Origin of the sequence: Microbacterium sp., assembly GCF_046295495.1 — a bacterium.
Classification (GTDB): domain Bacteria; phylum Actinomycetota; class Actinomycetes; order Actinomycetales; family Microbacteriaceae; genus Microbacterium.
Map to the genome: position 1 here is coordinate 104,749 of NZ_JBKBNC010000003.1, position 17,976 is coordinate 122,724.

Genomic DNA, 17,976 nt, shown 5'->3' on the forward strand with positions numbered 1-17,976 from the left:
AGCCCGCGCGCCCGAGCTCGGGCCGTCCCGGAAGTCGGGACCGCTTCGGGCGTCGGAACGGACTGGCAGGAATGCGCCGGTGTGCGGCGGCCCGGGGGAGGGCGGCGCGCGTAGGCTGGGTCGGTGACCCCCTCTCCTGCCGCTCCGACCGGCGGGGTCACCCGCGGTGCCCTGTACGCATTGGGCGCGTACCTGCTGTGGGGCGTGCTGCCCATCTACTTCCTGCAGCTCAAGCCGACCGGCCCGTTCGAGGTGGTCGCGTGGCGCATCATCCTCGCGTTCGTCTTCTGCCTGCTGCTGCTGAGCGTGTTGCGCATGTGGCGCCCGTTCCTGGCGATCGTGCGACAGCCCCGGCTGATGGCCCTCACCGCGCTCGCCGGCGTCCTGATCTACGTCAACTGGCAGACGTACCTGTTCGGTGCTCTGACCGGCCACGTCATCGAGACGAGCCTCGGCTACTTCATCAACCCGATCGTGACGGTCCTGCTCGGTGTCATCGTGCTGCGCGAGCGGCTGCGCCTGATCCCGTGGATCGCCGTGGGTATCGCGGTCGTGGCCGTCGTGGTGATCGTGCTCGGCTACGGCGCCTTCCCGTGGATCGCGCTGACACTCGCCTTCTCCTTCGGGTTCTACGGCCTGGTCAAGAAGCAGATCGGCCCGTCCGTGGATGCCGTGAGCGGACTCACGCTCGAATCTCTCTGGCTGCTGCCGGTCGCCGCGATCCAGCTGGTCCTCGTCGCGAACATCACCGGCATCACGCTCGGAACGGCGGGGGTGCTCCACACCGTGCTGCTCCTGCTCGCCGGGGCCGTGACCGCGGTGCCGTTGTTGCTGTTCGCCTCCGGCGCCCGTCGGGTGCCGCTCACGGTGATCGGGCTGCTGCAGTTCGTCGCCCCGATCATCCAGTTCGCGATCGGGGTGTGGGTGCTCCACGAGCCCATGACGCTGGAGCGTTGGATCGGTTTCGGGCTGGTGTGGCTGGCTCTGGTCATCCTCAGCGTCGACTCGATCGTGGCCTCTCGTCGGCACCGCCGCGTCGTCGACGACGTCGCCGCGCCCGTCTGAGGCCGGACGACCTTCCGGACCCCTTCCGGACGCGGGGTGGGCACGGCGGCCGGATGCTGCGTTTCGAGGACGTTCGCGGACGACCCCTAGTGCACCGCGTGATCGCACGTCCAGCGTCGTTATCGGGCCGTGATCGCGGTGACTCACATCGTTAACGAACGGCAACACGCGGAAAACCTGCACCCGATTAGGTTTAGGACACCAGGTGACCCGATGGGTCGCCCAACGTTCATTCACAGCAAGGAGCACTATGAACGTCTTCACGCGTACGCGCGCCGGCAAGGTCCTCGGCGGTATCGCCCTGGTCGGCGCCAGCGCGCTCGTCCTCGCCGGATGCACAGGCGGCGGCAGCGAAGCCGCGCCCAGCGCATCGTCCGGTGGTGGCGCCGTGTCCGAGGCCGACGGCACCTTCCACGTCGGCACGATCCTGCCCGCCACGGGTAACCTCGCCTTCCTCGGCCCGCCCGAGGTCGCGGGTGTCAAGCTGGCCGTCCAGGACATCGAAGCCACGGGTGACGCTTTCCCGTTCACGACCGAGCTGACCGAGCGCGACTCGGGTGACACCACGACCGACATCGCCACGCAGTCGGCCACCGAGCTCGTCGATGCCGGTGCAGACGTCGTCATCGGCGCCGCCTCCTCGGGCGTCTCGTTCACCTTCGTCGACCAGCTGGTCAACGCCGGTGTCGTGCAGATCTCGCCGGCCAACACCTCGCCCGACTTCACCACCTACGCCGACGACGGGTACTACTGGCGCACCGCGCCGTCCGACGTGCTGCAGGGCCGCGTGCTGGGCAACCTGATGGTCGGCGACGGCGCGGCCAACGTCGGCATCATCTACATCAACGACCCCTACGGCATCGGCCTGAAGGACAACGCCACCACGGCCATCGAGGCCGCCGGCGGCGAGGTCTCGGTCGCGGTTCCCTACAACCCGGGTGACACGGTCTTCACCTCGCAGGTCGACCAGGTGCTCGCCGCTCAGCCCGACGCGGTCGCCATCATCGCCTTCGAGGAGACCTCCTCGATCATCCCGCAGCTCGTCAGCACCCAGGGCTACGCGGCGTCGAAGGTGTACTTCGTCGACGGCAACCTGTCGAACTCGTACGAGTTCCCGGCCGGCACGCTCGAGGGCGCCAAGGGCACCCTGCCCGGCAACCCCGCCGACACCGACTTCCAGGCCCGCCTGAAGGAGGTCGACCCCGCGCTGACCGACTTCAGCTACGCGCCGGAGTCCTACGACGCCGTGATCGTCGCGGCCCTCGCCGCGGCTCAGGCCAAGGACGACTCGGGCACGGCCATCCGCGACAACATGCAGTCGGTCTCCGAAGGTGGCGAGAAGTGCACCACCTTCGCCGACTGCCTCGCGCTGATCAACGACGGCACCGATGTCGACTACGACGGTGTCTCCGGCCCGATCACCTTCGACGAGAACGGTGACCCGACCGAGGCGTACATCGGTATCTACCAGTACGGCGCCGACAACAAGTACACGCTGCTCAACACGGAGTTCGGCTCGCTCAACGAGTGACCTGACATCCACGGGAGGGGCCCGGATCCGCGAGGATCCGGGCCCCTTCGCGTTGCGAGCGGATGCCGGACCCGCGGGGATGCCGAACGTGCGACCCCGAGTGACGTCGCCGCCCCGGCGCGGGAGGCGCTAGGGCGTGAGACCGCAGGTCTTCGCGGTGAAGTCGAGCAGGGCCGCCGCCACCGCGTCCGAGCGCTCGAGGGGGACGACGATCTCCCGCCCCTCGACCACCGCGACGAGATCGAACCTCGTCCCCACCTTGTCCTCGGCGATGGCGTGTGCGTCGCAGCGGATGGGGGTGACCGGCACGGTGAGGGTCGAGGGCTCGTCCCGGCTTGCGACGAAGAGTCCGAGGGGCGCTTCCGGCCCCGCGGCGAAGCGCAGCAGGGGAGTGCCGCGCAGCGACGTGAGCTCGAGGCTGCCGGCCGCATCGCCCGCCGGCTCGATCGAGAGGACCAGGCCGGCGAAGCCGTCGACCGAGGGCGTCACCGCGGTCGCCGAGATGCGCGCCACGGCCGCGAGGGCCGCACGGTCGCACTGGCCCGCGCCCAGGCGTGCGAGCACGCCGAGTCGGTCGGCGACCGGCAGGGTGGCCTCGCGCGGACCCCGGCCGTCGTCCAGACGGAGCTCCGCTTCCGCACCGGCATCCGTGTCGGGAGCCGCGTCGATGCACCGCACCGGTGGCAGGGGCACCGGAAGATCGGTGGTGCGCCCCGGCCGGATGGTCACGGGGCGCGAGGTCGATCCGCTGCCCGGGCCGTGGAGGACCGGCGACGACAGGGTCGCGCTCGTCACGGTCACCGCGGCGTCCGAGGTGTTCGTCACCCGCAGCTGCACCCGCTCGGCGATGATGTCACCGCGTTGCTGCACGAGCTCGACCTCGACGGTGGGAGCCGGTGGTGTCGTGGCCGAACATGCCGCGAGTGCGGCGCCCACCAGGGTGAGCGCCGCACTCGCGGCATATCGGCGTCGGGTCAGGCCTCGGGCTCCTTGCGGTCGCGCTTGGCGTCCTCATCGGCGGCGAGGGTGCCGAGGTAGAGCTCGATGACCCGGGGATCGGTGAGCAGCTCGCGCCCGGTGCCGGTGTACGCGTCTTTGCCCTGGTCGAGCACGTAGGCGCGGTGGCAGATCTGCAGGCAGCGGCGGGCGTTCTGCTCGACCATGATGATGGTCACGCCGGCGCGGTTGATCTCCGCCACACGAAGGAATGTCTCGTCCTGGCGCACGGGGGAGAGACCGGCCGAGGGCTCGTCGAGCAGGAGCACCGAGGGATCCATCATGAGCGCGCGTCCCATGGCGACCATCTGGCGCTCACCACCGGAGAGTGACCCGGCGCGCTGACGGCGACGCTTGGCCAGCTCGGGGAACAGGCCCGAGACGAACTCGAACCGCTCGGCGAAGACCTTGGGGCGCTGGAAGAGCCCCATCTGCAGGTTCTCCTCGATCGACAGGCTGGGGAACACGTTGTTGTTCTGCGGCACCATGCCGACGCCCTTGCCGACGAGCTTGTCGGCCTTGAGCGCGGTGATGTCCTCACCGTTGAGCAGTACAGCGCCGCCACGGATCTTGACCTGGCCGAAGATGGCCTTGAGCAGCGTCGACTTGCCCGCGCCGTTCGGGCCGATGATGCCGATCAGGTCGCCCTGGTAGGCGTCGACGGTGCAGCCGTTGAGGATGTTGACCCCGGGCAGATAACCGGCGACCAGGTCGTCGGTGCGCAGCACCGCGGTGCGGGTGGGGGTGGCGGTGTCGGTCATCAGAGCTTCCCGTCCTTCTCGTCGGCGATGAGCTCTGCTTCCGCTTCCGCGGCGGCCTCGGCCTGGATGGTCTCGAGCTGCGAGGTGGACATGTCGCCCAGGTCGGTGTCATGGTGCGCGCCGAGGTAGGCGTCGATGACGGCCTGGTCGCTCATGACGGTCTCGGGCGGGCCCTCGGCCACCACGCGTCCCTCGGCCATGACGACGACCCAGTCGGAGATGTGGCGGACCATGTGCATGTCGTGCTCGACGAAGAGCACGCTCATGCCCTCCTTCTTGAGGTCGAGGATGTGGCCCAGGAGGCTCTGCGTCAGAGCGGGGTTCACACCGGCCATCGGCTCGTCGAGCATGACGAGCTTGGGGTCGCTCATCAGCGCGCGCGCCATCTCGAGGAGCTTGCGCTGACCGCCCGAGAGCGACGCGGCGAAGTCCTCGCGCTTGGCGTCCAGCTTGAACCGGCGCAGCAGGTCGTCGGCCCGCGCGGTGTTGGCGGCTTCCTGCGAGCGCCAGATGCCGGGGATCAGGGCGCGGAACAGGTTCTCGCCCTTCTGCCCCCGGGCGCCGAGCAGCATGTTCTGCAGCACGGTCAGGCGACCGAGCGACTTCGTCAGCTGGAACGTACGCACCATGCCGCGGCGCGACACCTTGAACGCGGGGACGCTGGCGAGGTTCGAGCCCTCGAAGCTCCAGCGACCGGTGTTCGGCTTGTCGAAACCGGTGAGCAGGTTGAACAGCGTCGTCTTGCCGGCGCCGTTCGGTCCGATGAGGGCGGTGATCTGCCCGCGCGGGATCTCGAGGTGCTCGACGTCGACGGCCTTGAGACCGCCGAACTGGCGCGTGACGCTGTCGGCGACGACGATCGGGTCGACCTTCTCGCAGCCGGGTCGGACCTCTCCCTTGACGAGAGGATGGGTGACGGTCGTGTCAGACATTGAACGACAGCTCCTTCTTGTTGCCGAAGATGCCCTGTGGTCGGAAGATCACGAGGAGCATCAGTCCGATGCCGACGAGGATGAAGCGCACCTGGCCCGTCTGCGTGCTGGACATGAAGCCCAGGATGCCGACGTCGCGCAGGCCCACGATGATGCCGTTCGACAGCGAGAGCAGAACCCAGAAGAGCATGGAGCCCACGATCGGGCCCAGGAGCGTGGCCGCTCCACCGAGGAGGAGCGCGGTCCAGATGAAGAACGTCAGGGCCGTGCCGTAGTTTCCCGGCTGCACGGCGCGGGGGAGGATGAACACCACACCCGCGAGTCCGCCCATGACGCCACCGAGGACGAGGGCCTGCATCTTGTAGGAGTACACGTTCTTGCCGAGGCTGCGCACGGCGTCCTCGTCTTCACGGATGCCCTTGACCACGCGGCCCCAGGGGCTGCGCATGAGCAGGAACACGAGGATCGTCGCGATGATGACCAGGCCCCACCCGAACAGGCGCACCCACCAGTCGTTCGCGGAGTAGGTCCACGGGCCGATGCCGTACGTGCCGGCCGGCAGGGGGTTGATCGCCTGGAACTCGCGGTTGTAGCCGTTCAGGCCCTGGGATCCACCGGTGAGGTCGGTCAGACCCACCGTGGAGACCACGTACCGCACGATCTCGGCCGCGGCGATCGTCACGATCGCCAGGTAGTCGGCCCGCAGCCGCAGGGTCGGGATGCCGAGGAGGAAGGCGAAGAGCACCGACGCGACGATCGCGACGAGGATCGCGAGCCACACGGGCGCCGCGAACGACAGGGTCGCGATGGCGAAGGCGTAGGCGCCGACGGCCATGAAGCCCGCCTGACCGAAGTTGAGCAATCCGGCGTAGCCGAAGTGCACGCTGAGGCCGATGGCGGCGAGGGCGTAGGCCGCGGTGGTCGGGCTGATGAGCTCGCCCGCGGCGTTGTTGAAGATCGAAAGCCAGTCCATGTCGTTCTTCCTCAGCCGATCCGCTCTTTACGACCGAGCACACCTTGCGGCCGGAACAGCAGCACGCCGATGAGCACGATCAGGGCCACCGCGTACCGGAGGTCGGGTGGGATGACGATGGTCGACAACTCCGTGATGATGCCGATGATGAGCGATCCGACGAGCGCGCCGAAGGCGCTGCCGAGACCGCCGAGGGTCACGGCCGCGAACAGCAGCAGCAGGATCGCGAAGCCCATGTCCCACGTGACGCCGCGGTACAGGCCGTAAAGCACACCGGACAGACCGGTCAGGGCCCCGGCCAGCACCCAGACGATGCGGATGACGCGGTCGACGTTGATGCCGGACGCGGAGGCGAGCGATGCGTTGTCGCTGACGGCGCGCGTGGCCTTGCCGATGCGGGTGCGGGTCAGGAAGTACGCCACGAAAGCGAGCATCACGATGCTGACGCCCATGCTGATGATCGAGGTCAGCGTCACCGTCACCGGACCGATGGTGACGTTGTCGGTGATGCCGGTGTCGATGTTGCGCGTGCCGCCGTCGAAGAAGTACAGGTACAGGTAGCGCAGGACGATCGAGAGGCCGATCGTCACGATGAGCACCTGCACGAGCCCGACGCCGCGCTTTCGCAACGGTTTGAACAGCACGGCATCCTGCGTCCATCCGAGGGCGGCCGAGAGGGCCACCGTCAGCAGGATCGCGAGGAGGAGGTTCCACCCCATCGCGGTGAAGACGTAGAAGATGATCGCGCCGAAGGTGAGCATCTCGCCGTGCGCGAAGTTGTTCACGCCGGTCGTGCCGAAGATCAGCGAGATGCCGATGGCGGCCAGCGCCAGCAGCAGGCCGAAGTTCAGGCCGTAGAAGAAGCGCGAGAACAACGTGTCCCAGATGGAGCCGGCCGCGGCCGTGCCCTCACCGGTGGGGAAGAGCACGTTGACCGTGTTGGTCGTGCCGATGGTCACGTCGCGCGTGACGTTGTCGGGGTCGCGCGGGGCGACGCCGTCGGGCAGCGTGTCGACCTGCAGCGTCGCCGTGTAGGCGCCCGGCCCGGGGACAGCGACCGCCCAGCGACCGTCGGCGCCCGTCGTGCCGATCTCCGAGAACCCGGAGCCCTCGACACTGACCTCGACGCCCTCCACCGGCTCGTCGTCGGCCCGGATGATGCCTCCGATGGAGTACTGGGTCGAGACGTCGCCGGTGCCCGCCGAGGCGGCGGGGGTCGGTGCGGGCGTGGTCTGGGCGTTCGCGGGTGTCGCGAAAAACAGGCTCAGGACGGCGACCGCGCTCGCGAGGAGCGAGACGACGACGGCCATGCGGGATATGGTGCGCGATCGTATCGCGGTGGGGGAGGAATGACCCACGGAGTCTCCAGTTCGGCAGCGCTGACGATGTCGTCCCGTCAGCTTCGACGGTCGACGCTACGAGCGTAATGTGTCGCGGGTGTTTCGCGGGACGCGTCGTTAGCGAACCGTGTCTTGCCGACTGCGCATGGCGGCCGGGTGCCGCGGGAACAATTCCGCGCCCTCCGACGCTTTAGAATTCGAGTCGGAGCGCTTCACGGCGCCCCGGCCGACGTCGTCCTTATATCGAGCAGGCGCCGCGTGCGCAGGAGGATCCATGGAGCAGCACGACCCCTTCGGTTTCATCGGACTGACCTACGACGACGTCCTGCTCCTGCCGGGGCACACCGACGTCATCCCGAGCGAGGCCGACACGTCGTCGCGACTGACCCGCCGCATCACGGTGGCCACCCCGCTGCTGTCGAGCGCCATGGACACCGTCACCGAAGCCCGTATGGCGATCGCCATCGCCCGTCAGGGCGGCATCGGCATCGTGCACCGCAACCTCTCGATCGAGGATCAGGCCGGCATCGTCGATCAGGTCAAGCGCAGCGAGTCGGGCATGGTCTCCGACCCCATCACGACCACCCCGGATGCCACCGTGGCCGAGGTCGACGCGATGTGTGCGCAGTACCGCATCTCCGGTCTTCCCGTCGTCGACGCCGACGGGGTGCTCGTGGGCATCATCACCAACCGCGACATGCGCTTCGTCTCGGGCTTCGAGCGGCAGACCACCCTCGTGAAAGACGTGATGACCAAAGAGGGCCTCATCACCGGTCACGTCGGCATCCACGCCAACGACGTCATCGCGACCTTCGCGAAGCACCGCGTCGAGAAGCTGCCGCTGGTCGACGAGAACGGCAAGCTCGCGGGCCTCATCACCATCAAGGACTTCGACAAGAGCGAGAAGTACCCCCTCGCCACCAAGGACGACCATGGGCGCCTGCGCGTCGGTGCGGCGATCGGCTTCTTCGGCGACGCCTGGCAGCGTGCCGAAGCGCTGCGCGACGCCGGCGTCGACGTGCTCGTCGTCGACACCGCCAACGGCCAGTCGGCGGGCGTGATCGACATCGTGCGTCGTCTCAAGGCCGACGCGTCCTTCGACCACATCGACGTCATCGGCGGCAACGTCGCCACCCGCGAGGGCGCTCAGGCGCTCATCGACGCGGGCGTGGACGCCGTCAAGGTCGGCGTCGGGCCGGGCTCGATCTGCACCACCCGCGTGGTCGCCGGCGTGGGCGTCCCCCAGGTCACCGCCATCTACGAGGCCGCGCAGGCGGCGATCCCCGCGGGAGTCCCCGTCATCGCCGACGGCGGCCTGCAGTACTCCGGTGACATCGCCAAGGCGCTCGTCGCCGGTGCCGACACCGTGATGCTCGGCTCCCTCTTGGCCGGCACCGACGAGTCGCCGGGCGAGATCGTCTTCCAGGGCGGCAAGCAGTTCAAGCAGTACCGCGGCATGGGCTCGCTGGGCGCGCTGCAGACGCGCGGCAAGAAGACCTCCTACTCGAAGGACCGGTACTTCCAGGCCGACGTGCCCAGCGACGACAAGCTCATCCCCGAGGGCATCGAGGGGCAGGTCCCCTACCGTGGGCCGGTGGCGGCGGTCGCGTATCAGCTCATCGGCGGACTGCGCCAGTCGATGTTCTACGTCGGTGCGCGCACCGTCGAGGAGCTCAAGGCCAGGGGCAAGTTCGTGCGCATCACCTCGGCGGGGCTGAAGGAGTCGCACCCGCACGACGTGCAGATCGTCGTCGAGGCGCCGAACTACAAGAAGTAACGCGCATCTCGCGAAGGGCCGGGCAAGGTACTGCCCGGCCCTTCGTCGTGCGTGGGTGAACCGCCTGGTGGGATCTCGCGAGGTCTCGTGGGCTTCGCTCGCCTGCTCTTTCGTCTGCCGGTGGGGGATGTGAACATGCTCCTTCTCGGAGAAGGGCTCGACGATGAAGAGAACGGCGACAGCGATGGTGCTCGTCGACGTGTGCGTGGCGGGTGGGTCTCGGCGCTCGGTCACGTGGACACCTGGGTGGCGAGCGCTTCCGACACGTATGCCGGTGCGTCGATCACCGTCTGGCCGGCGGGGCTCGTCCTCCGGGGCGCGGGCGCGCTCGGGTGCGTCGTCGCAAGTCTCTCCGAGGCGGTGGAACTAGCGCGGCGATGACGCGGTGTCGACCGGCGGCAGGCAACGACCGGCAGCAGGCCAGGGGGCCGGGCAGAGCGACGCCCGGCCCCCTTCGCCTTTCGCGCGCGGGGATACGCTGTGCGCATGATCGGACGGAGGAGTCACCCCGAGGCATCCGTCTCGACGCGGCGCGCCGAGGCGTTCACCGACGGGGTGTTCGCCATCGCGGCGACGCTCCTGGTGCTGGGGCTGACGGATCAGTCGCTGGGCGCCGTTCGCACCGATGACGATCTGGTCGCGGGGCTCCTCGGCCTGACGCATCCGCTCTTCTCGTTCGTCATCAGTTTCCTCATCCTCTGCGTGATGTGGATGACGCACGTGCGCCAATTCGAGTGGATCGTGCGCATCGACGACGCGGGCATGTGGATCAACAACGTTCGGCTCCTCTTGATCGTGCTGGTGCCCTTCACCTCGTCGCTCGACACCACCTACAGCGACTTCCTGCTCGGAAGGGTGCTCCTCCCGGTCAACTTCTTCCTCGCGATCGTGCTCGGCTGGCTGCAGTGGGTCTGGGCGGTGCGCTCCGGCGCCATCGTCGATCTGTCGCCGGCCGACGCCCGCCGACTGGGGCGGGCCAGCATCAGCGCGGTCGTGATCAGCGGTGCGGCCATGCTCCTCAGTCCGTGGCTCGGCTCGATCGGGTTCGTGTTGTTCGCCCTCGACGGTCCGCTGACCCGGCTGCTGCGCGGAGCCGACGCGCCGGTCTCTCCGCCGGTCACGACTCCTCACGAGCGTGGAGCAACCGACGGCGAGGGCGAGGGGCGCGGGTAGGCTGGTCGGGTGACCATGGAGATCGACCTCGGCCGCGCCAAGCGCGCCCGCCGCGCCTACACCTTCGACGACATCGCCGTCGTGCCGTCGCGGCGCACGCGTAACCCCGAAGACGTCTCGACCGCGTGGACCATCGACGCGTTCCCGTTCGAGATCCCGGTCCTCGGTGCCCCGATGGACTCCGTGGTCAGCCCGCGCACCGCGATCGAGCTGGGACGCCTCGGCGGACTCGGCGTCCTCGACCTCGAGGGTCTGTGGACGCGCTACGACGACCCCGAGCCGCTGCTCGCCGAGATCGCGACCCTCCCCGAGGCCGATGCGACCCGCCGCATGCAGGAGCTCTACTCCGAGCCCATCAAGCCCGAGCTCGTGCGCGATCGCCTCGCCGAGGTGCGCGCCGCGGGCGTCACCGTCGCCGGTGCCCTCACCCCCCAGCGCACGCACGACCTCTACGAGACCGTGGTCGCGGCCGGTGTCGACCTCTTCGTGATCCGCGGCACGACCGTCTCGGCGGAGCACGTCTCCAGCGTCGCCGAGCCGCTGAACCTCAAGAAGTTCATCTACGACCTCGACGTCCCCGTGATCGTCGGCGGCGCCGCCACCTACACCGCGGCGTTGCACCTCATGCGCACGGGAGCGGCCGGTGTGCTCGTCGGCTTCGGCGGGGGAGCGGCATCCACCACGCGGGCCACCCTCGGCCTGCACGCGCCGATGGCCACCGCGGTGGCCGACGTCGCGGGCGCGCGTCGCGACTACCTCGACGAGTCGGGCGGACGCTACGTGCACGTCATCGCCGATGGCGGAGTGGGCACCTCGGGCGACATCGTGAAGGCCCTGGCCATGGGCGCCGACGCCGTGATGCTCGGAGTCGCGCTGGCACGGGCGACCGACGCCCCCGGTCGCGGCTTCCACTGGGGCCCCGAGGCGCACCACCCCAAGCTTCCGCGCGGTCGTCGCGTCGCCGTCGATCGGGTGGGTCCGCTCGAGCAGGTCCTCTACGGCCCGGCCCCCGTCGCCGACGGCACCGCGAATCTCATCGGCGCTCTGCGCAAGTCGATGGCCACCACCGGATACTCCGACCTCAAGGAGTTCCAGCGCGTCGAGGTCGTCGTCGCCCCCTACGGTCACTGACGCCGGAGACCGCATGACGTCGACCCCCGCGACCGCGTCCCCGCAGGCGCAGATCTTCCCGCCCACCCTGCGGGAGGTGATGCTGCGACCGCGGTGGATCGCGCTCTTGGCGTTCTCGTTGGTCGTCGCCGGTGTGCTGGCCTGGTTGGGGCAGTGGCAGCTCGGTCGCGCGGTCGACACCTCGCCGCCCGAGCCGGGTCAGACCGAGATCGTCCGCCCGCTCGACGACGTCGTGCAGCCGGGGGACTACCTTCCCGAACCCCTCGTGGGGCAGCGGGTCGAGGTGCGCGGCACGTGGGTGGCATCCGACTTCATCGTGGTGTCGTCGCGATTCAACAACGACGTCGAGGGCTACTGGGTCACGGGTCAGCTGCGCGTGGAGGGAACGGCGCAGCCCACCTCGATCGCCGTGGCCACCGGCTGGACGTCATCGTGGGATGCCGCGAACGCGGCCGCCGAGGAGCTCCGCCGCCAGGCCCAGACCGAGCCGACGGCCGTGGTCGAGGTCACGGGACGTCTCATCTCGGACGAGGGGGCGGCCGTCCCGCCGTCGGGTGCCGACCCGCAGACGCTCACGCGCATGTCACCTGCGATGCTGTTGGGCCGCTGGCACGACACGGCCGGTCTCGATGTGTACCGGCAGTTCGTCACCTCGCAGGCGCCGATCGGTCCGCTCGACGCCATCGCGTCCCCCGCGCCCGACGAGCGCTCGCGTGTGAACTGGCTCAACATCTTCTACGCCGCGGAGTGGGCGATCTTCGCCGGCTTCGCGCTCTACCTCTGGTACCGCCTCGCCCGCGACGCGTGGGAGAAAGAAGTGGAAGACCTCGAAGACGAGCAGGCCGAAGCCCTCGCGGGAGACTCCGCGGCGGGGGCCTCCGCCGCCCGCGACTAGACTTGCACCCATGCCCCGCGCCCCCAAGCTCGCCTCGTTCCCGGCGATCCGCGGAGCCCTGAAGTTCTACCAGATCTGCTCGATCATCACCGGTATCGGCCTGCTTCTGCTGGTCGCCGAGATGGTCCTGAAGTACACGCCCCTTCACGTGGAGCTGTTCCTCGGCGGATCCGGTGGCTTCCTGTGGTTCGCGGATGCCGTGCCCGGCCCCGACTGCCAGTGGTTCTCGCTGTTCGTCCCCGGCGGCAACGGCTGCGACATCCTGTCCACCGGTGACGGCGTGAACGTCTCGCTCGCGATCCTCGTCGCCCACGGCTGGTTCTACGTCGTCTACCTCATCTCGTGCTTCCGCGTCTGGAGCCTCATGCGGTGGCCGTTCCGTCGGTTCGTCTTCCTCGCCCTCGGCGGCGTGGTGCCGTTCCTCTCCTTCATCCTCGAGGTGCGCACCGCCCGCGGCGTGCGCGCCTACCTCGCCGAGCGGGAGGCCGCCCTGGCCTCCGCTCCCGTCTCCGCCCCGGAGGGCAACCGGTGACCGAACAGACCGAAACGTCCCAGCGCCCCGTCCTCGTCGTCGATTTCGGCGCCCAGTACGCGCAGCTGATCGCACGACGTGTGCGTGAGGCCGGCGTCTACAGCGAGATCGTGCCGCACACCGCTTCGGCCGACGAGATCGCGGCGAAGAACCCCGTCGGCATCATCCTCTCCGGCGGTCCGTCGTCGGTGTACGAAGACGGCGCGCCCGGTCTCGACACCGGCGTGTTCGATCTCGACGTGCCCACGCTCGGCATCTGCTACGGCTTCCAGGTCATGGCGAAGGCGCTCGGCGGCGAGGTCGCCAACACGGGCCTGCGCGAGTACGGCGCGACGGATGCCACGGTGGTCACCGAGGGCACCCTGCTGCAGGGCCAGCCCGCCGACCAGAACGTGTGGATGAGCCACGGCGACCAGGTCTCGCGCGCTCCCGAGGGGTTCGAGGTGCTCGCCCGCACCGCGCACACGCCCGTCGCCGCCTTCGCGAACGACACCCGACGCATGTACGGCGTGCAGTGGCATCCCGAGGTCAAGCACTCCGACCACGGGCAGAACGTGATCGAGAACTTCCTGCACAAGGCCGCGGGTCTGCCCGCCGACTGGAACAGCGGCAACGTCATCGCCGAGCAGGTCGAGCGCATCCGCCAGCAGGTCGGAACGGGCCGCGTCATCTCCGCGCTGTCGGGGGGTGTCGACTCCGCCGTGTCGACCGCCCTCGTGCACGAGGCCGTGGGCGACCAGCTCATCGCCGTGTTCGTCGACCACGGGCTGCTCCGCAAGGGCGAGCGCGAGCAGGTCGAGAACGACTACGTCGCCTCCACCGGGGTGAAGCTCATCACCGTCGACGCGCGTGAGACGTTCCTGAACGCCCTCGCCGGCGTCAGCGACCCCGAGCAGAAGCGCAAGATCATCGGCCGCGAGTTCATCCGCGCGTTCGAGAAGGTGCAGGCCGACCTCGTCGCCGAGGCCGCGGCCGAGGGCGAGCAGGTGCGCTTCCTCGTGCAGGGCACGCTCTACCCCGACGTCGTCGAGTCCGGCGGCGGCGCGGGCACGGCCAACATCAAGAGCCACCACAACGTGGGCGGCCTCCCCGAAGACCTGCAGTTCGAGCTCGTCGAGCCGCTGCGCACGCTCTTCAAAGACGAGGTGCGCGCGATCGGCCGCGAACTGGGTCTGCCCGAAGCGATCGTCGGCCGTCAGCCCTTTCCGGGGCCCGGTCTTGGCATCCGCATCGTGGGCGAGGTCACCGCTGACCGTCTCGAGATCCTGCGTGAGGCCGACGCCATCGCCCGCGCCGAGCTGACCAAGGCCGGACTCGACAACGAGATCTGGCAGTGCCCCGTCGTGCTGCTCGCCGACGTGCGCTCGGTCGGCGTGCAGGGCGATGGCCGCACGTACGGCCACCCCATCGTGCTGCGCCCCGTGTCGAGTGAGGACGCGATGACGGCCGACTGGACGCGTCTGCCGTACGACGTGCTGTCGAGGATCTCGAACCGCATCACCAACGAGGTGCGCGACGTCAACCGTGTCGTGCTCGACGTGACGTCGAAGCCGCCGGGGACGATCGAATGGGAGTAGGCGTCACGCCTGCTCCCGCGCCGACGACGTCGGTCGGCTTCGGGGCACCGCCTCCGGGTCGAGAGCGGGGCCCCTCCCCCGATCGACCCGGAGACGGTGCCCCTTCGCCGTCCGGCGTCGTCGCCGCTCTGTCGGTCCGCGGAGGGTTATGAGGAGAGAGCGGGCCCCTTCCCCGATCGACTCGAAGACGACACCCCTCCGCCGGACGGCGGCGTCGTCGCTGTGTCGTCACCGAGGCGGGGGCGGGCGCCTTCGCGATCGGCGGGGGGAACGGGGTGCGAGGAGCGCCTGGGGGAGGATGGGGGCGTGATGAACGCCGGTTTTCCCGACGCGTGGTACCTCGTGCTCTCGAGTCGGCTCGTGCCCGACCTCGACGGGGGCTACACGATCTCGACGCTCGCGCGGGCGCAGCAGATGAGCGAGGCCGGGGCGTCCACGCTGCTGCTGACCGTCGACCCCGCGACCCCCGAAGCCCACGTCCACCATCGCGCGACCTTCGTCGAGCGGGGGGCGGCCGCGGCATCCGAGGTGTTCCGCAACCTGTTCGACGAGGCCGTCGCGCCCGACGGGGGAGCAGCCCCCTGGCTGCGTGCGGCGGCGCAGCCGGGCCAGGCCGATCCGGAGCGGGAGTACCGCGACGTCGCGGGCGGAGCGGTGGCGCTGCCGCAGATCGCCCATCCCGATTGGCACCTCACGACCGAGCCGATCGTCATCCGGGATGCCGCGGGCGAACCCGTCGGCGTCGTCGCCGGGTTCGGCGCGCTGTACCGGGCGTGGTTGACCCACGTCGCGGCGGACCTGCGCGCCGAGGTGGAGCGACCGGTCGTCGTGATCTGCGAGTCGCGGCAGCTCGGCGAGCTGATCGTGGGGTGGGGCGACGACGACGTGCGGATCCTGCACACCGTGCACACGATCCACCTCGAGCCGCCGTACCGTGACGACTCCGACCTCAACGCGCTGTGGACGCGGTGGTTCCAGATCGCGCCGCGTTTCGACGCCGTGCTGTGGCCGACCGACTACCAGCGCTGCGACGTCCGCGACAGGTTCGGCCCGATCGCCCATGATCTGGTCGTCCCGCACGCGGTGAGCGGTCCCGAGGTGATCGTCCCGTCGACCGGGCGAGAGGCCGGACTCGTCGTCGTGCTCGGCCGATTGGCGCCGGGCAAGCGTCTCGCGCACGCGATCCGCGCGTTCGCGCGAGTGGTGGCGGAGGTGCCCGAGGCGCGACTGGAACTCTGGGGCGAGGGTGCGCAGCGCGGCGAGCTCGAGCGACTCGTCGCCGATCTGGGGCTCGGCGAACGCGTGGCGCTCCCGGGCCTCACGACCGATCCGGGCGCCGTGCTCGACCGCGCGGCCGTCTACCTGACGACGTCGGCCTTCGAGGGGCAGGGGCTCGCGCTCGCGGAAGCCCTCGCGCACGGGACGCCGGTGGTGGCGTGGGACATCCGTTACGGACCGCGTGACATGCTCGCCGGGGGCGGTGGCATCCTCGTTCCCGACGGCGACGAGGATGCACTGGTGGCCGCCCTCGTGCGCGTGCTCGTGGATGCCGAGACACGGGAGCGCCTGTCGACCGAGGCGCTCAACGCGGCGACGACCTTGAGCCCCGCGCGAGCCATGCAGAACCTGGCGGCGGCGTGCGGCGAGGCCTTGTCGCGGCCGCGGCGTCGCTGACGAGGCCCACGACGGCGCTCCCCGGTCGGCGGTACGCGGCGCGGTGCCGCGCGGCCGTCCGCACGGTTGCGGGCGCATCGGGATTCGTCACGCAGAGCTCGCCGGGACGTTCCGCTTCGGCGGAGGTCTCGACGGTCCTCCCGCTCCGGCATCGCCCACGTGGGGCTCCCTGACGGATCAGGATGCCGAACGGCCCGCCCAGGGGTCGTAGTCGGCGATCAGTTCCTCCTGCGGCGGGCGCTCGGCATCCGGGACGTGCTGCAGGTTGACGCGCACGCGGTACCAGAGCGAGCTCGACCCGCGCATTCCGTCGACGAGAACGTCGGCGGGATGCAGGGCGGCGGAAGCCTCGGGATGCCGTTGCTTCCAGGTTTCGAGGGCATCGAGCGCCTCGGGCTTCGTCTTGGTGCGCGCGACCTCGATGAGCGGCATGGCGGAGGCGCGGCGACCGGAGCCGTCGGAGCCGCGGGGCGGCTTCTCGGCGGGACCGAGTTCTCTCGCGAGTGCGAGGAGGGCGTCGAGCGAGCCCGCGGCCTCGTCGATGCCGGCGTGCGGGTCGCCGATCGTGCGGAAGCGCTCAGGCACGGTCAGCACGGTGAACTCCTCGGGGCGTCGGTCGCGCACCTCGTCCCACGTGAGCGGGGTGGAGACGCGGGCGTCGGGGAGCGCACGGATCGAGTACGCGGAGGCGACCGTGCGGTCCTTGGCGTTCTGATTGAAGTCGACGAAGACGCTCTCGCCGCGCTCCTCCTTCCACCAGCGGGCTGTCGCGAGCCCGGGCGCGCGGTTCTCGACCTCGCGAGCGAGGGTCTCGGCGGCGAGGCGCACGTCGGCGTACTCCCACTCGGGGCGGATGCGCGCGAGGATGTGGAGCCCGCGGGAGCCCGAGGTCTTCGGCCAGCCGACGAGCCCGTGATCCTGGAGAACCTCGCGCGCGATGAACGCGACGTCGACGATCTGGGCCCAGTCGACCCCCGGCATGGGGTCGAGGTCGACGCGGAGTTCGTCGGGGTGGTCGAGGTCTTCCGCGCGGATGGGGTGCGGGTTGAGGTCGAGGCAGCCGAGGTTGACGACCCACGCCAGCCCCGCGGCATCCCGGATCACCGTCTCTTCGGCCGACGTGCCGGAGGCGTAGTGAAGGGTCGCGGTGTCGATGAACGCGGGGTGGTTCTCGGGCACGCGCTTCTGGAAGAACGGCTCCTGACCGAGGCCCTTCGAGAAGCGCTTGAGCACCATGGGGCGTCCGCCCGCGCCGCGCAGGGCGCCCTCGGCGACCGTGAGGTAGTAGCGCACGAGATCGAGCTTGGTCAGGCCCGGCTCGGGGAACACCACGCGGTCGGGGCTGGTGACGCGTACCTCGTGCCCGTCGACGTCGAGGATCTCGGCCGGGGTCTTGGCGGGGCTCATGCCGCGAGGCTAGTGCCGGGGCGCGCGGGGGCGGCACCCCTTGCGGCGGGATGTCCGGGTGGGGTGCAGGGGCATCGCCCCGGCGTGGTGACACACGCGGGCGCGGCGGACCCGGTGCCGCGGGCACCGAGCGAGTGTCCAAGACACCCGGACCGTTTCGCGGGGCGGGCGGGGGTGGTGGGGACGCGGGGGGGCGGCGGGGCGGCGGGGGG

The 17,976-nt window shown here is 69.9% G+C and carries 15 protein-coding genes; 9 read left to right on the forward strand and 6 right to left on the reverse strand.

Going from position 1 to position 17,976, the window contains the following annotated elements; translation table 11 throughout:
- Positions 1-123 precede the first annotated feature (123 nt).
- Both rarD and ACK4LS_RS02555 read left to right on the forward strand, forming a co-directional pair.
- Positions 124-1,065, forward strand: coding sequence for an EamA family transporter RarD (gene rarD, locus ACK4LS_RS02550; RefSeq protein WP_409712768.1), 942 nt, complete (start codon positions 124-126; stop codon positions 1,063-1,065).
- Positions 1,066-1,315: 250 nt separating this feature from the next.
- Complete coding sequence (locus ACK4LS_RS02555; protein ID WP_409712770.1) at positions 1,316-2,596, forward strand: ABC transporter substrate-binding protein; 1,281 nt, start codon at positions 1,316-1,318, stop codon at positions 2,594-2,596.
- A gap of 129 nt (positions 2,597-2,725) precedes the next feature.
- On the opposite strand, the gene ACK4LS_RS02560 is transcribed toward ACK4LS_RS02555, so the two are convergent.
- Genes ACK4LS_RS02560 through ACK4LS_RS02580 form a run of 5 tightly spaced genes read right to left on the reverse strand, consistent with a single transcriptional unit; the run spans position 2,726 to position 7,568 of the window.
- On the reverse strand, positions 2,726-3,532 hold the full coding sequence (locus ACK4LS_RS02560) for a hypothetical protein (protein ID WP_409712772.1): 807 nt from the start codon (positions 3,530-3,532) through the stop codon (positions 2,726-2,728).
- Between the two features lie 38 nt (positions 3,533-3,570).
- A complete protein-coding gene (locus ACK4LS_RS02565; RefSeq protein ID WP_409712774.1) occupies positions 3,571-4,353 on the reverse strand; it encodes an ABC transporter ATP-binding protein in 783 nt (260 codons plus the stop codon).
- Positions 4,353-5,285, reverse strand: coding sequence for an ABC transporter ATP-binding protein (locus tag ACK4LS_RS02570; RefSeq protein WP_409712776.1), 933 nt, complete (start codon positions 5,283-5,285; stop codon positions 4,353-4,355). The genes ACK4LS_RS02565 and ACK4LS_RS02570 overlap by 1 nt, the downstream gene beginning before the upstream one ends.
- A complete protein-coding gene (locus ACK4LS_RS02575; protein ID WP_409712778.1) occupies positions 5,278-6,258 on the reverse strand; it encodes a branched-chain amino acid ABC transporter permease in 981 nt (326 codons plus the stop codon). The genes ACK4LS_RS02570 and ACK4LS_RS02575 overlap by 8 nt, the downstream gene beginning before the upstream one ends.
- Positions 6,259-6,269: 11 nt before the next feature.
- Positions 6,270-7,568: a branched-chain amino acid ABC transporter permease gene (locus tag ACK4LS_RS02580; RefSeq protein WP_409712780.1), complete on the reverse strand. Its 1,299-nt coding sequence runs from the start codon at positions 7,566-7,568 to the stop codon at positions 6,270-6,272.
- Positions 7,569-7,872: 304 nt separating this feature from the next.
- On the opposite strand from ACK4LS_RS02580, the gene guaB reads away from it, so the two are divergent.
- From guaB to ACK4LS_RS02615, 7 genes are all read left to right on the forward strand, one after another.
- Positions 7,873-9,375 carry an IMP dehydrogenase gene (gene guaB / locus ACK4LS_RS02585; protein ID WP_409712782.1) on the forward strand — a complete coding sequence of 501 codons (1,503 nt, stop codon included), beginning with the start codon at positions 7,873-7,875 and terminating at the stop codon, positions 9,373-9,375.
- Between the two features lie 486 nt (positions 9,376-9,861).
- The gene (locus ACK4LS_RS02590) at positions 9,862-10,548 is read left to right on the forward strand and encodes a TMEM175 family protein (protein ID WP_409712784.1); all 687 of its coding nucleotides are present in this window, start codon (positions 9,862-9,864) and stop codon (positions 10,546-10,548) included.
- A gap of 15 nt (positions 10,549-10,563) precedes the next feature.
- Entirely contained in the window at positions 10,564-11,679 is a 1,116-nt protein-coding gene (locus ACK4LS_RS02595; protein ID WP_409712800.1) for a GuaB3 family IMP dehydrogenase-related protein, read from the forward strand.
- 13 nt (positions 11,680-11,692) lie between these two features.
- Positions 11,693-12,574 carry an SURF1 family protein gene (locus ACK4LS_RS02600; RefSeq protein WP_409712786.1) on the forward strand — a complete coding sequence of 294 codons (882 nt, stop codon included), beginning with the start codon at positions 11,693-11,695 and terminating at the stop codon, positions 12,572-12,574.
- Positions 12,575-12,584: 10 nt separating this feature from the next.
- Positions 12,585-13,106 (forward strand): DUF3817 domain-containing protein, encoded by a 522-nt coding sequence (locus ACK4LS_RS02605; RefSeq protein WP_409712788.1) that lies wholly within the window; start codon positions 12,585-12,587, stop codon positions 13,104-13,106.
- The gene (guaA, locus tag ACK4LS_RS02610) at positions 13,103-14,683 is read left to right on the forward strand and encodes a glutamine-hydrolyzing GMP synthase (RefSeq protein ID WP_409712790.1); all 1,581 of its coding nucleotides are present in this window, start codon (positions 13,103-13,105) and stop codon (positions 14,681-14,683) included. Before ACK4LS_RS02605 ends, guaA begins: the two co-directional genes overlap by 4 nt.
- 309 nt (positions 14,684-14,992) lie before the next feature.
- A complete protein-coding gene (locus ACK4LS_RS02615; RefSeq protein WP_409712802.1) occupies positions 14,993-16,357 on the forward strand; it encodes a glycosyltransferase in 1,365 nt (454 codons plus the stop codon).
- A 177-nt stretch (positions 16,358-16,534) separates the two neighbouring features.
- Here the strand turns inward: ACK4LS_RS02615 and ligD are convergent, their stop codons facing one another.
- Positions 16,535-17,764: a non-homologous end-joining DNA ligase gene (gene ligD / locus ACK4LS_RS02620; protein ID WP_409712792.1), complete on the reverse strand. Its 1,230-nt coding sequence runs from the start codon at positions 17,762-17,764 to the stop codon at positions 16,535-16,537.
- Positions 17,765-17,976: the final 212 nt, after the last annotated feature.